Here is a 13,649-nt window from a genome sequence, read left to right as displayed (position 1 = left end):
CTGATGGGTAGCCGATCTTCGAGTAGAGGTTGGCGGAGCGGCCTTGGGCCGGAACTGCTTTGGGACGAGTGATCCTGGCCCCGCAAGCTGATGGCGAGTCGGGTGTCGGCGCATCCTGAAGATCGGCTGCCCTCGCGTGCCTGCGACCGTCCTGTTGATGTCAGTCGGGGATGTCAGAAGGGGCCTACCTCCGGAGATCCGGAGGTAGGCCCCTTCTGGAGTGGTGCCCCCGGCAGGATTCGAACCTGCGACACCCGCTTTAGGAGAGCGGTGCTCTATCCCCTGAGCTACGAAGGCGTGCCGTCGCTGAGCGGCGGTGCCAACAGGTTAGCGGATCGGGGGGCGGGGTGGAGGCGGTGGTGGGGGTCGGCCTTGGGGTGGGGGTCATGTCAGGGGGACGTGGACGAAGCGGCCCGCCACCGCGAGGTCCGCCTCGATGTGGGTCGCCGTCCGGGACAGCTCCGGGAGGATGTCCGTCCGGCAGGCCGTTGGTGTGCGGCGGGCGGCGTGCATGGCGATGTTCAGGGCCGCCACCACCCTTCCCGTGCGGTCGCGTACCGGGACCGCGATGGAGCGCAGGCCGGCCTCCAGTTCCTCGTCGACCAGGGCGTAACCCCGCGTCCGGGCCTCGGGGAGGGCCAGCAGGACGTGACCCGGTGCCGTCGCCCGGGCCGGGAGGCGGGCGCCGACCGTGACGCGGGCGCTCAGGACACGGGTCGTGGACGCCCGGGCCGTGTACTGGATCTCCTCGCCCGACTCCGACAGGACGGCCAGGGACGTCGACTCGTGGACGCGGTCGGCCAGGGCGGTCAGGTGGGGCTGGGCGATCTCTGGGAGCGTGGTGCGGGAGAGGGGTGGGAAGCCGAGGGACAGGACCCGGGGGGTGAGGGTGAAGGTGTGCTCGGGGGCCGGGGCCAGCAGGCCCGCGTGGCCGAGAGTGATGAGGGCCCGGCGGGCGGTCGCGCGGGCCAGGCCCGTCGCCTGCGCGACCTGGGTCAGGGTCAGCGTGGAGCAGCCCTCGCCGAAGGCGGTCAGTACGGTCAGGCCGCGGGCGAGGGACTCCACGAACTCCCGGCCCAGTTCCTGTTTCGACGCGCCCGTCCAGGTGGCGAGGCCCGCCCGGGGTGGTCCCGGCTCCGGCGGCGGGGCGGTGCGCAGGTCGTCCTCCATGGACGCGACCGCCGCGCGCAGGCGGGGGAGCAGGGTCGTCCGTAGATCTGGTGCCGTGTGGCGGCTGGTGTGGCTCACCACGCTCGCCACGCAGGCCACCCGGCCGGTACCCGGGTCCCGTACCGGGACCGAGAGCGCCACCAGGCCCGGTTCGATCAGCTGGTCGTCCAGTGCGTGGCCGTCGGTGGCCGCCTTCGCCGCGCGCAGGCGGAAGTCCTCGTCGGTGGTGGGGTGTTCACGGGGCGGGACCGCAGGGAACGAGTGGTCCTTTGGGTCCGCGGTGCGGCGCTCCAGCCAGTGGTGCCAGTCGGGCTCGGTCCACTCCGCGGCGAAGAGGGGGCCCGGGGCCGTGCGTTCGGCCGGGAGCAGGTCGCCGATGCGGAAACTCAGGGACATGGCGCGGCGGCGGGTGGCCTGGTGGATGAAGCGGATGCCGTCCCGGTCGCCGACCGCCAGCGACACCGACTCGTCCAGTTCGTCGGCCAGGGCGTCGGCGCGGGCGGAGAGCAGGGCGGGGAGGCGGAGGGCGGCCAGGTAGGCGTTGCCCAGTTCCATCAGGCGGGGGGCCAGGGTCACGTCGCGGCCGTCCAGGCGGACGTATCCCATGCGGGCGAGGGTCGCGGTGAGGCGGTCGACCGTGGAGCGGGCCAGGCCGGTGGTCCGCTCCAGGGCGCTGAGGCTGAGGGTGCCGTCGTTCGCCTCGGTCAGGCGGCGGAGTACGGCGATGCCGCGCAGGAGCGGCGTGACCGCCTCGGCCGGCGTGACCGTCTCGGCCGGTGCGACCGTCTCGGCCGGTGCGACGGCCTCGGCCGGTGAGACCGTCTCGGCCGTGGTGCTCGTGTCCGGCACGGCGGCAGTCGCGTCTCGGGCACCATTGGCCCCGTCACGCGGCGCGTCGTGAGTGGTATGGGCGGGCATCGGCTCTCCGGTACGGCGATCACGGCAGGGCGCCTACGGTAGCCCTGTCGCCGGGCACCCCCACTACCCCGAGCACCCCGAGCAGTACCCCCAGGATCCCGAGCACCCCGAGCAGTACCCCCAGGATCCCGAGCACCCCGAGCAGTACCCCCTGTGCCTCGAGCCCGCTCGCCACCGCGCCCGTCACCTTCGGGTGACGCGTACCCGGACGGCTCCCGTCCCGTCCTTCTCCGGCTCCGACACCTTGATCGTGACGCCCTTGCGCGGGTCCCGGAAGGTCTCGCCGGGGGTGAAGGTGGCGTCCGAGAGTTCGGCGTGGACGTTGGGGCTGCGGGTGCAGCCGCCGCTGTCGCGCCGGGAGTCGTAGACCCGTACCGGGCCCATGCCGGTGTCGACGTCCGCGTCGACCTTGTAGATCAGTACGCCGGGCCGGCACACCGTCTCGTCGTTGCCCCCGCGGGTGCGCAGCTCGACCGCGTAGCCGGAGGTGCCGCTCAGCGGGAGGACCACCAGCTTGTCGCCGCCCTTGCGGGCCAGCGGCGTCAGCGTGTACTCCGTCGTCCCCGGCGCGGACGCGCAGTGCACCTGGGACGGGTCGAGCCAGCCCAGTTTCCACTTGTGCCAGCCGAGGAGGTCGTTGTTGGCGCCCCAGTCCTCGCTCATGATGTCCCAGTGGCCGACGGCCCCTCCGCCCTCCTGGGTGTAGAGGTCCGGGAGGCCGAAGACGTGGCCGTTCTCGTGGGGCAGTACGCGGTAGCCGGTCTTGTCGTAGGAGCCGGAGCCGTCGTCCTGGCGGGAGTAGACGAAGGAGGCGTTGGCCACCGGGACGCCGTCGGCGACCGGGGCCTCCTGGTTCCCGGCGAAGGTCACGGACAGGACCGTGTCCAGGGCGGTGGGGCCCGCGTTCGGGGTGACCAGGACGTTCAGGAGGTCGTACGCGCGGAAGTCGACCTTCGGGTCGGCCACCGCGACCAGGTCCTGGACCAGTTTGCGGTAGCCGGGTTCGAAGGGGGCGCCGCGTTCTATGCCGTACTCCGCGAAGGACTTGGGCATCCGGAGCCAGTCCCGGACCGGGGTTTCGGGGTGGTAGTCGAGGCGGCCGTAGCTGCTGGTGCGGAACCAGTCCTCGGTCTGCGGGAAGAACTCCGCGTACCGGTCGAGCGCCTTGCCCTCGCCGGGAGCGTCCGAGAAGTCGATCATCAGGGTGAGGGCGCGGACGGTGCCGGTCGAGCGGGCGTAGCCGGTGGAGGTCGGCACGCCCTCGGACATCTGGATCTCGGAGCCACCGCTGATCATGCAGGGGCCGTGCGCGGAGGAGCGGGAGAGGGCGGCGGGGCCGGGGCCCGAGGTCGAGGTGCCGGGCGCGAGCCGGCCGGTGCCCGCCGAGGTGCTGAGCGCGAGGGTCAGGACGGCGACGGTCCCGGCCGCGGCGAGTCTGCGCGGGCGTATGCGGCGGCTCGGCGGCTGCGCCTGCGGCGGCGGCTGCATGCGGACCTCCCCGGCCACGGCAGCCGCCCGGCACCGGCTGCACCCTTGCGCTCACCCTGTGCCGAGGGGTGGGCGGGCGCGCGCTGGAGGGGCCGATCGTGGGTTTCTCGCCGGTAGCCGCCGACCGGGGGACGGGACGGAACACGCGGTGTGACCCAGGTCACCGGAAAGTTCTTCGGGGGCGGGAAATAACCGGGGATGGTTTCCCCGTTTAGACCTGTGTCCGAGCGAAACGGGGATTCCCTCCCCGGATCGTGAACCCAGTCGTCACACCCGTGACAGACACCGACACGTCAAGGAGTACGCCGTGCAGACCGCGATCTCCGATCAGCGCAAGGTGGCCCGGCCCCGCGCCGATGCTCTGCGCAATCGGGAGCGGATCGTCACCGCCGCCCGGGAGATGTTCGTCGAGAACGGCCCGGACGTGCCGCTCGACGACGTCGCACGCCGGGCCGGGGTCGGCAACGCCACGGTGTACCGCAACTTCCCCGACCGTGACGCCCTCGTCCGCGAGGTCGTCTGCTCGGTCATGGACCGTACGGCTCGGGCGGCCGAGTCGGCGCTCGCGGAGACCGGTGACGCGTTCGAGGCGCTGGAGCGCTTCGTGCACGCCTCCGCCGACGAGCGGATCAGCGCGCTGTGTCCCATGATGGCCAGCACGTTCGACCAGCACCACCCCGATCTGGTGGCGGCGCGCGGACGGGTGGAGAGCCTCGTCGCCGAGGTCATGGACCGGGCGAAGGCGGCCGGTCAGCTCCGCGACGACGTGGGCGTGGGTGATCTGATGATCGCCGCGGCCCAGCTCAGCCGGCCCCCGGCCGGTACGGGGTGCATGAGCGCCGACCGGTTCGTCCATCGCCATCTGCAGCTGTTCCTGGACGGGCTGCGGGCACCGGCCCGCTCCGTCCTCCCGGGGGCGGCCGTCACCTTGGAGGACCTGCGCCGGTCCTGCGACCAGTGATCCAGTCCGACCAGTGATCCAGTCCGACCAGTGATCCAGCCCGACCAGTGATCCAGCCAGTTCCACCAGTTCCACCAGTTCCGCCATCTCCACCGGTCTCACCAGATCCGCCGGTTGAGCCGGTTCCATCGGTGCCGCCGGTGCCGCCGGTGCTGCCGGTTCCGCCGATTCCACGAGTTCCGTTTCCGTCACCGATGCCGAGCTGTCCGCACCGCCGCTGACAGCGGGGGGTCGGCGCGGCTTCGGTCGTCCCTTTTCTCTCGTCTTCTCGTCTTTTTCCGTCACGAAGTCCGAAGTGGGTATCCCCATGTCTCAAACAGCCGTCAAGGCCTCCGGCGTCAGCGACGCCCCGGACGCCGGTCGCTGGAAAGCGCTGGTCTTCATCGCGCTCGCCCAGCTGATGGTGGTCCTCGACGCCACCATCGTGAACATCGCCCTTCCCTCCGCCCAGCAGGACCTCGGCATCTCCGACGGCAACCGGCAGTGGGTCGTCACGGCCTACGCCCTCGCCTTCGGCGGTCTGCTGCTGTTCGGCGGCCGGATAGCCGACCTGTGGGGCCGCAAGCGCACCTTCGTCACCGGCCTGACCGGCTTCGCCGTCGCCTCCGCGCTCGGCGGCGCGGCCACCAACGAGGCGATGATGTTCGGCTCCCGCGCCCTCCAGGGCGTCTTCGGTGCCCTGCTCGCGCCCGCCGCGCTCTCGCTGCTCGCCGTGATGTTCACGGACGCCAAGGAGCGCGCCAAGGCCTTCGGCATCTACGGTGCGATCGCCGGTGGCGGTGGCGCCGTGGGTCTGATCCTCGGCGGGTTCCTCACCGAGTACCTGAACTGGCGCTGGACGTTCTTCGTCAACATCCCGTTCGCCATCGTGGCCGCGATCGGCGCCTACTTCGTCATCCGTGAGCCCAAGGGCGGCCGCAACCGCTCGCCGCTCGACATCCCCGGCGTGATCCTGTCCACCCTCGGTCTGGTTGCGCTCGTCTACGGCTTCACCCGCGCCGAGTCCAACGGCTGGAGCGACGCCCTGACGGTCGGCATGTTCGTCGCCTCGGCCGTGCTGCTGCTGGCCTTCGTGGTCGTCGAGTCCCGGGTCAAGGCCCCGCTGCTGCCGCTGCGCGTGATCACCGAGCGCAACCGGGGCGGGATCTACCTCTCGCTCGGCCTGGCCGTCATCGCGATGTTCGGTCTGTTCCTCTTCCTGACCTACTACCTGCAGATCGTGAAGGGCTACACGCCGGTGAAGACCGGCTTCGCCTTCCTGCCGATGATCGCGGGCATGATCACGGGCTCCACCCAGATCGGCACGCGCCTGATGACGCGGGTCGCGCCCCGGCTGCTGATGGGCCCGGGCTTCCTGGTCGCCGCCGTCGGCATGCTGTTCCTCACCCAGCTGGAGGTCGACACCTCCTACGCGGCCGTGCTGCTGCCCGGCATGCTCCTGCTCGGTCTCGGCATGGGTACGGCGTTCATGCCGGCCATGTCCCTGGCCACCATGGGCGTGGAGCCGCGGGACGCGGGTGTCGCCTCCGCGATGGTCAACACCTCGCAGCAGGTGGGCGGTGCGATCGGTACGGCGCTGCTGAACACGATCGCAGCCTCGGCCACCACGTCCTACATCGCCGACCACATCGGGGGCGCGTCCTCCCGCTCCCAGCAGCAGCTGGTCCAGTTGCAGGGCCAGGTGCAGGGCTACACCAGCGCCATCTGGTTCGCCGTCGGCATCCTGGTCGTGGCCGCCGCGATCGCCCTGACCTTCGTCAACGCCGGGCGGCCGGGCAGCGGCAAGGCCGTCTCCGGTTCGGGCGCGGGCGAGGCGGCCGAGGACGAGCTGCCGGTGCCGGTCATCGCGCACTGACACCGCGGTCACCGCGACCGATACCCGCTCGGACCCCTGTTCCACCCGTGCGTAGGGGGAGGGGACGCCCCGTACGCACGGTTCCCCCGGACCTGCCCCGGCCGCGCGCTCAGCGCAGCCAGGGCAGGTCCGCACCCGCTTCGCTCGGCTGAAGTCCCTCGGCGACGATCCGCATGATCTCGCCGAGGGACTTCTGCTGTTCGGGGGTGAGCCGGTCGAAGACCGCCTGGCGTACGGCGTTCACGTGGCCCGGGGCGGTGCGGTGCAGCACCTCGTACCCCTCGTCGGTGAGGATGGCGAACTGGCCGCGCTTGTCGGAGGGGCAGTCCTCGCGGCGGACCCAGCCGTTCTTCTCCAGGCGGGCCACCGCGTGCGAGAGCCGGGAGCGGGTGATCTTCGCGTACTTGGCCAGCTCGGTCATCCGCAGCCGCCGGCGCGGTGACTCGGCCAGCTTGACCAGCAGGCCGTAGTAGACGTGCGGCATGCCCGCGTCGCGCTGGAGCTGCCGGTCGAGGTGGTCCTCGAGAAGGGTCGCCGCCTCGATGTAGGAGCGCCAGACGAGCTGCTCCTCGGCGGTGAGCCAACGGGGTTCGTCGTTCATGCGTCCACTGTACGAGACGGTTCCTTGAAAGTTAAACAAACTGGGAGTAGATTGATGGCTGGTAGAGATTGAGAGTTCAAGTATGGGAGCAGCCATCATGACCACCGCCCCGCAGGAGCGCATGCCCGCCCTCTACCTGAGTCACGGCGCCCCGCCGCTGGCCGACGACCCCGTCTGGCCCGGCGAGCTGGCCGCGTGGGCCGCGGACCTGCCCCGCCCCACGGCGATCCTCGTCGTCTCCGCCCACTGGGAGGAGGCCCCGCTCGCCCTCGGCGCCACCCGGACCGTCCCCCTCGTCTACGACTTCTGGGGCTTCCCGGAGCACTACTACCAGGTCCGTTACGAGGCGCCCGGCGCCCCCGCGCTCGCCGAGTCCGTACGCAAGCTGCTGCGCGCCCCCGGTACGCCCGTGCAGGACGTCCCCGACCGCGGCCTGGACCACGGCGCCTACGTCCCGCTGGTCGAGATGTACCCGGGCGCCGACATCCCGGTCCTCCAGGTCTCCATGCCGACCCTCGACCCGGCGCGGCTCATGGAGATCGGCCGCAGGCTCGCGCCGCTGCGCGACGAGGGCGTGCTGATCATCGGCTCCGGGTTCTTCACCCACAACCTGGCCGCGCTGCGTCAGGGCGGCATCCCCTCCTGGTCCGCGGAGTTCGACGACTGGGGGCGGCGGGCGCTGGAGGGCGGGGACGTGGACGGGCTGCTCGACTTCGCCCACAAGTCCCCGGCGGGACAACTCGCCCACCCGCGCACCGAGCACTTCGCCCCGCTGTTCGTGACCATGGGCGCGGCGGACGCGGCCGGTGAGCTGGACTCGCGGCAGTCGGTGATCGACGGGTTCTGGATGGGGCTGGCCAAGCGGTCGGTGCAGTTCGGCTGACGCGGGCGGGGGCGGCCTGCGCGGGCGGGGGCGGCCTGCGCGGGCGTCGGCGGTGCGGGGGCGGGTGCGGGCGGTGCGGGGCCGAGCCCGAGGTCGGCCGGTGGGCTACAGGGGCTTCTCGTATCAGGCCAGGTCCCAGTACCGCCCGAACTTGCGGCCCACCTCGCGGTAGGTGCCCACGTGGCGGAATGCCGCCGGCCCCGGGGCGACGTAGACGGTGGTCTCCACCGAGGTCGCGTAGGCGGGTTTCGCGCGGTAGGGGCTGGGTGTGGCGTACTCCAGGATCTCCTGTGAGTCCGCGACCGCGGCAACCCTCAGCCGATGCGGGCCGTCTTCAGGGTGCGGCAACCCTCAGCCGGTGCGGGCCGTCTTCCGGGTGGGAGAGCAGCCAAGGGCGGCGCTCTTGCGGGGTGAACGGCTCGGTGTCGAACGTGATGGGCGTCTCATACACGTAGTGGTTGTAGAGGGCGGTGAGGGCCGTGAGATCGGCTTCGACTCCCGGCCTGACCTGGACCTCCGCAGTTCCCGACGGCATCGCCCCTCCTCGCGTGGCGGCACAGGGTACTGCATGATCAGAAAAATCGAGGGGCGGGTTGGGAATTCTGTCCGGATTCCAGTCGTTGTTTCCATCGGATGCAGGGCACCCGAGGAGAGTCCCGAGAGGGGCTGGAGGCAACGGAGACAACCCCGCAAGGCGCCCGAGCGTCCACCGGACCACCCGCTGAACCACCATCGCAAGGGAGCACGCATGGCAACCCGTGCCGTCGCCCGTCGTAAGTCCGCCACCGGCGAGACCTCCGGCTCGGCAACCAGCGTCCGCGCGAACGGCGGCGAGCTCGCCGACCGCGATCTGGTCGGCATGTACCTCGACGAGATCGCCCGGACACCGCTGCTCGACGCCGCCAAGGAGGTCGAGCTGTCCCAGACCATCGAGGCGGGTGTGTTCGCGCGGCAGGTCCTCGAAGGGTACGAGGAGACCGGGGCGGACGCCACCCGTGAGGAGCTGCAGGCCCTGATCGACGAGGGCGAGCGGGCGAAGGACGTCTTCATCCGCTCCAACCTCCGCCTGGTCGTAGCGGTCGCCCGCCGCTACCCGCGCAGCGGCCTCCCGCTCCTCGACCTGATCCAGGAGGGGAACGCCGGTCTGGTCCGCGCGGTCGAGAAGTTCGACTACCGCAAGGGCTTCAAGTTCTCGACGTACGCGACCTGGTGGATCCGTCAGGCCATCACCCGCTCCATCGCCGACCAGTCGCGCACCATCCGGCTGCCCGTCCACCTGGTGGAGGAGCTGGGCCGGATCCGGCGCGTGCAGCGCGAGTTCAACCGGGAGCACGGCCGCGAGCCGGAGCCCGCCGAGATCGCGGCCGAGCTGGGCTCGACGCCGGAGCGCGTGACCGACGTGCTCGACTGGGCCCGCGACCCGGTCTCGCTGAACATGTCGGTGGACGACGAGGGCGAGACCCAGTTCGGCGACCTGCTGGAGGACACCTCGGCCGTGTCGCCCGAGCAGTCGGTGCTGACCCTGCTGCGCAGCGAGGAGCTGGACGACCTCATCGGCCGCCTCGACCCGCGCACGGCCTCCATCATCAAGATGCGGTACGGCATCGACGACGGCCGCGAGCGCACCCTCACCGAGGTCGGCAAGGAGCACGGCCTCACCCGCGAGCGCATCCGCCAGATCGAGAAGCACGCGCTGCTGGAGCTGAAGAAGCTGGCTCGCGACACCGGCTTCGAGGCAGCGGCGTAGCGTGGCCGCGACGGCGGCCGGCCGTGCGGCCCGGCCGCCGCGTGACGCGGGGGCGTGACGTGGCGGATGGGGCGTACGCCGGTGGTCGGACCCCGCGCGAACATGGCTGTACAACGCTGCTTCAACTCACGGGGGCCGGGAACAACACGTTCGGGCTCTCGGACCGGGCGGCCGGGCGACGGCTCGGCGCCGCCGCATCGCGGCACGACCGCGGCACACTGGACCACGTCCCGACGCACTCCCCCCGGCGCCGGGACTTCCCGAGCCGGGCTCGGCACCCCTCCCCCCCGGGTGCCGAGCCCGGCTTCCTTCGGGTGCGGCAGAGCGGGGAGGCGGGGCACCCCGGACCTGAACCCCGGGGTGGCCCGCCGGATGGCAGATTCTGCCACAGCGGCATAGCCTGCCGAAGTGAGTAGCACCGTTCCAGAAGTTCCCGACCACGGGCCGGGACCGCTCCGGCCGGCCGGGCCGGTCTCCCTGACCGAGCGTCGCAAGGCCGAGACCCGGATGGAGATCGCCAGGGCGGCGGCCCGCCTCTTCGCCGGACAGGGACTGCGGGCCACCCGGGCCGAGGACATCGCCCGGGCGGCGGGCGTCGCCCCGCGCACCTTCTACCGCTATTTCGCCGCCAAGGAGGAAGCGGTCGCCCCGCTCTACGCCCTCGGAGCCGAGCGCTGGGTACGGGCGGTGCGGGAGGCTCCGGCCGAGCTGACCCCGCCCGCCGCGCTGGAACACGCGGTGCGGCACACGCTGACTCCCGGTGCCGGTGTGTCGGCGTCCTCCTGGGAGGGGGCCCGGACCCTCATCCACCTGGCCGAGAGCAGTCCGGCACTGCGCAAGGTGTGGGCGGAGGTCTGCCACTCCACGGAGCGGTGCCTGGTGGAGGCGCTGGCCGCGCGGATGTCCGGGGGCGACGACCACGTTGCCGCCCGGCTGGCCGCGTCCCCCCGGCTGCACTTCGCCGCCGCGGTGGCGGGCGCGGCCGTACGCGTCGCGGCGGAGCACTGGGCGTCGTCGTCCTCCCAGGAGGCCCGCGGCCCTCTGGAGCAGGCGCTACTGAACCTGGCGGTACTGCGGGGGTTCACCTGGGGGGACGGCGCCTCGGAACAGGGGTGAGCCCGGGTGGGGCGCTGTCGGTGAGTGGGGGCGCTGTCGGCGAGTGAGCCCCTCGGCGCTTGGCGTGGCGGTCTTGCCCGCGCCGTCGGGCGGAGGGCCTCCGGCGCCGGTCCCGGAGCCCGGTGCGGCCCCCGCCGTCAGTCGGTGGCTGCCGCTCGTCCCAGTCGGGCGCCCAGCTCCCGTACGCACTCCACCAGTTCCGCCGGTTCGTGGACCCGGAACTCCAGGCCGGTCGTCGCCAGGCGGGCCGCGATCCACTCCACCGAGCCCGACACGGTCGCCCGCACCACGCACGACGAGTCGCCGTCCACCGCCTCCGGCGTGCCCAGCCAGTGCGGCACCAGCGGCGCGACGGTCTCGACCGGTGCGAGGAAGACGACCGCGATCTCGTAGGAGTCGTTGCGGCGCTGCATCGAGTGCCGCAGGTATTCGGCCGCGTCCCCGGTCGGCAGCTCCCGCGGAGCGAACCGCGCCCCCGTGGCGAAGGGCTCGCTCACCCGGTCGACCCGGAAGGTCCGCCAGTCGTCCCGGTCGAGGTCGTAGGCGACCAGGTACCAGCGCCGGCCCGTCGACACCAGCCGGTACGGCTCCGTCACGCGCCGCGTCTCGCTGCCGTCCGCCGCGCGGTAGGCGAACCGCAGCCGCTCGTGCCCGGCCACCGTCGAGGCCATCACGGTCAGGGTCTCGGGCGCGATACTCGGCCCGTCCCCGCTGGTCAGCGGCGTGGTCGCGGACTGGAGTGTGGCGACCCGGTGCCGCAGCCGGGACGGCAGCACCTGCTCCAGCTTGGCCAGCGCCCGTACCGACGCCTCGTCCAGGCCCGCGACCGCGTGGCCCGCGCCGGCCCGCAGCCCGACCGCGATGGCCACCGCCTCCTCGTCGTCGAGGACGAGGGGCGGCATCGCCTTGCCCGCCACCAGCCGGTAGCCGCCGTCGGCGCCCATCGTCGCCTGGACCGGATAGCCCAGTTCGCGCAGGCGGTCGATGTCCCGCCGGACCGTGCGCCGGGAGACCCCGAGCCGGTCGGCCAGCTCGCCGCCGGGCCATTCGCGGGGCGTCTGGAGGAGCGAGAGGAGCGTCAGCAGCCGGGCTGGGGTGTCCGTCGTCATGCGTTCGAGGATGCCGCACATCTAGGACACGATCCGACCTACTGGCCCCCTAAGTTCCTCCCATGACCTTCAAGCAGACCCCGGACCCGGCTCCCGTCCCGCCCGCCGCGGGCGACCGACGTCGCTGGTTCGCCCTGGCGATCGTGATGACCGCGGCGTTCATGGACCTCGTGGACGTCACCATCGTCAACATCGCCATCCCCTCGATCCAGCAGGACGAGGGCGCCTCCTTCAGCCAGATCCAGTGGATCACCGCCGGTTACGCCCTCGCCTTCGCGGCCGGTCTGATCACCGGCGGACGGCTCGGCGACATCCACGGCCGCAAGCGGGTCTTCCTCGTCGGCATCGGCGGCTTCACCCTGGCCTCGGCGCTGTGCGGCCTCGCCGCCAACCCCGAGATGCTGGTCGCCTCCCGCATCCTCCAGGGCGGCATGGCAGCGCTGATGGTGCCGCAGGTGCTGTCGATCGTGCACGCCACCTTCCCGGCGCACGAACGCGGCAAGGTCTTCGGGCTGTTCGGCGCGATCGTCGGACTCGGGGCCGTCTCCGGCCCGCTGCTGGGCGCCCTGCTCACCGAGTGGAACCTCTTCGGGCTCGCCTGGCGGCCCATCTTCCTCATCAACCTGCCGGTCGGCATCGCGGGCCTCGTCCTCGGCAGCCGCTTCATCACGGAGTCGAAGGCGCCGCGCGCCCTGAAGCTGGACCTGGTCGGGGTCGCGCTGGTCACCCTCGGCCTGCTGATGCTGATCTACCCGCTCACCCGGGGCGAGGAGCTGGGCTGGCCGCTGTGGGGCCACCTCTCGATGGCCGGCTCGGTCGTGGTCCTCGCGATACTGGTGGCCTACGAGCGGCGCAAGAGCGCGCGGGACGGTTCGCCGCTGGTGGAGCTGTCGCTGTTCAGGGTGAAGAGCTTCGCGGCCGGGATCGCCGTGCAGACCGTCTTCGGAGTCGGACTCGGCGTCTTCTTCCTGGTGTGGACGCTGTACATGCAGGTGGGCCTCGGCTGGAGCCCGCTGCGGAGCGGACTGACCGGCGTGCCGTTCTCCATCGCCGTCTCCACGGCCGCCGGGGTGTCGGTGCAGAAGCTGGTCCCGCGTTTCGGGCGCAAGGTGCTCCAGGCGGGCGCGCTGGTGATGGCTGCCGGGGTGCTCCTCTACATCTGGGAGTCCGGGCGGTACGGGCTCGCCATCACGTCCTGGCAGATGGCGCTTCCGCTGGTCGTGATGGGGCTCGGCATGGGCCTGATCGTCGCGCCGCTGACCGACGCGGTGCTCTCCCAGGTGCCGCGCGAGCACGCCGGGGCGGCCTCGGGGCTCATCAACACCGTGCAGCAGATGGGCAACGCGCTCGGACTCGGGCTGGTCTCCGTGGTCTTCTTCGGCACGATGAGCGACCGCCTCACCCCCGCCGGGATCGGCCCCGCCTACGTGGACGCCTTCCAGAACGCGCTGGGGTGGGTGGCCGCGGTGATGGCCGTCATCTTCCTGCTGATGTTCGCGCTGCCCAGGCGGCCGGCCCAGCACGTGGAGGGGGGCGGCGCGCAGGACCCGGCGGGGGAGAGGGAGCCCGCGCTGGTCTGAGACCGCGACCGCGGCGTGCGGAAGCACGAAGGGGCGGCCCGGCACGAAGGTGCCGGAGCCGCCCTTCGGCACGCCGCCCTTCGGCACGCCGCCCTTCGGCACGCCGCCCTTCGGAGAACCGGTCCCCCGTTATCTTTTTCGCGGTCCTGCAAGAGGGCCGTTGGCCTCCGGGCCCGGCATGACTGTTGCCCCCTGTCGAACGGATGACCTGGGGGGTGGTG

The 13,649-nt window shown here is 72.0% G+C and carries 10 protein-coding genes, 1 tRNA gene and 1 pseudogene; 6 read left to right on the top strand and 6 right to left on the bottom strand.

Annotated features, from left to right (window positions below):
* Nucleotides 1-221 precede the first annotated feature (221 nt).
* From IE94_RS0131185 to IE94_RS0131170, 3 genes are all read right to left on the bottom strand, one after another.
* A tRNA-Arg gene (locus IE94_RS0131185) sits at nucleotides 222-297 on the bottom strand.
* A gap of 87 nt (nucleotides 298-384) precedes the next feature.
* Nucleotides 385-2,088, bottom strand: a complete 1,704-nt coding sequence (locus tag IE94_RS0131180) for an IclR family transcriptional regulator domain-containing protein (RefSeq protein ID WP_078606631.1) — start codon at nucleotides 2,086-2,088, stop codon at nucleotides 385-387.
* A 183-nt stretch (nucleotides 2,089-2,271) separates the two neighbouring features.
* Complete coding sequence (locus tag IE94_RS0131170; protein WP_030190983.1) at nucleotides 2,272-3,576, bottom strand: M6 family metalloprotease domain-containing protein; 1,305 nt, start codon at nucleotides 3,574-3,576, stop codon at nucleotides 2,272-2,274.
* A gap of 307 nt (nucleotides 3,577-3,883) precedes the next feature.
* Here IE94_RS0131170 and IE94_RS0131165 point away from each other — a divergent pair, with 307 nt between their 5' ends.
* Together IE94_RS0131165 and IE94_RS0131160 are read left to right on the top strand one after the other, a co-directional pair.
* On the top strand, nucleotides 3,884-4,537 hold the full coding sequence (locus tag IE94_RS0131165; protein ID WP_030190982.1) for a TetR/AcrR family transcriptional regulator: 654 nt from the start codon (nucleotides 3,884-3,886) through the stop codon (nucleotides 4,535-4,537).
* A 307-nt stretch (nucleotides 4,538-4,844) separates the two neighbouring features.
* Entirely contained in the window at nucleotides 4,845-6,392 is a 1,548-nt protein-coding gene (locus IE94_RS0131160) for an MFS transporter (RefSeq protein WP_030190981.1), read from the top strand.
* A gap of 109 nt (nucleotides 6,393-6,501) precedes the next feature.
* On the opposite strand, the gene IE94_RS0131155 is transcribed toward IE94_RS0131160, so the two are convergent.
* The gene (locus IE94_RS0131155; RefSeq protein ID WP_030190979.1) at nucleotides 6,502-6,993 is read right to left on the bottom strand and encodes a MarR family winged helix-turn-helix transcriptional regulator; all 492 of its coding nucleotides are present in this window, start codon (nucleotides 6,991-6,993) and stop codon (nucleotides 6,502-6,504) included.
* Nucleotides 6,994-7,090: 97 nt separating this feature from the next.
* Here IE94_RS0131155 and IE94_RS0131150 point away from each other — a divergent pair, with 97 nt between their 5' ends.
* Nucleotides 7,091-7,876: a dioxygenase family protein gene (locus IE94_RS0131150; protein ID WP_078606629.1), complete on the top strand. Its 786-nt coding sequence runs from the start codon at nucleotides 7,091-7,093 to the stop codon at nucleotides 7,874-7,876.
* A 123-nt stretch (nucleotides 7,877-7,999) separates the two neighbouring features.
* Here the strand turns inward: IE94_RS0131150 and IE94_RS36275 are convergent.
* A pseudogene (locus tag IE94_RS36275) lies at nucleotides 8,000-8,411 on the bottom strand (N-acetyltransferase family protein).
* 213 nt (nucleotides 8,412-8,624) lie between these two features.
* Between IE94_RS36275 and IE94_RS0131140 the strand changes: the two are divergent.
* The gene (locus IE94_RS0131140) at nucleotides 8,625-9,623 is read left to right on the top strand and encodes a sigma-70 family RNA polymerase sigma factor (protein WP_030190975.1); all 999 of its coding nucleotides are present in this window, start codon (nucleotides 8,625-8,627) and stop codon (nucleotides 9,621-9,623) included.
* 408 nt (nucleotides 9,624-10,031) lie between these two features.
* On the top strand, nucleotides 10,032-10,739 hold the full coding sequence (locus tag IE94_RS0131135; RefSeq protein ID WP_030190973.1) for a TetR/AcrR family transcriptional regulator: 708 nt from the start codon (nucleotides 10,032-10,034) through the stop codon (nucleotides 10,737-10,739).
* Between the two features lie 137 nt (nucleotides 10,740-10,876).
* Here IE94_RS0131135 and IE94_RS0131130 read toward each other — a convergent pair whose 3' ends face one another.
* Entirely contained in the window at nucleotides 10,877-11,848 is a 972-nt protein-coding gene (locus IE94_RS0131130; RefSeq protein ID WP_030190972.1) for a helix-turn-helix transcriptional regulator, read from the bottom strand.
* 62 nt (nucleotides 11,849-11,910) lie between these two features.
* Here IE94_RS0131130 and IE94_RS0131125 point away from each other — a divergent pair, with 62 nt between their 5' ends.
* Entirely contained in the window at nucleotides 11,911-13,428 is a 1,518-nt protein-coding gene (locus tag IE94_RS0131125; RefSeq protein WP_030190970.1) for an MFS transporter, read from the top strand.
* The last annotated feature ends 221 nt before the right edge of the window (nucleotides 13,429-13,649 follow it).

This window comes from Streptomyces violaceorubidus (genome assembly GCF_000717995.1).
GTDB lineage: Bacteria > Actinomycetota > Actinomycetes > Streptomycetales > Streptomycetaceae > Streptomyces > Streptomyces violaceorubidus.
The sequence above is the reverse complement of the archived record's forward strand: the minus strand, read 5'-3'. Positions and strand labels throughout refer to the sequence as shown.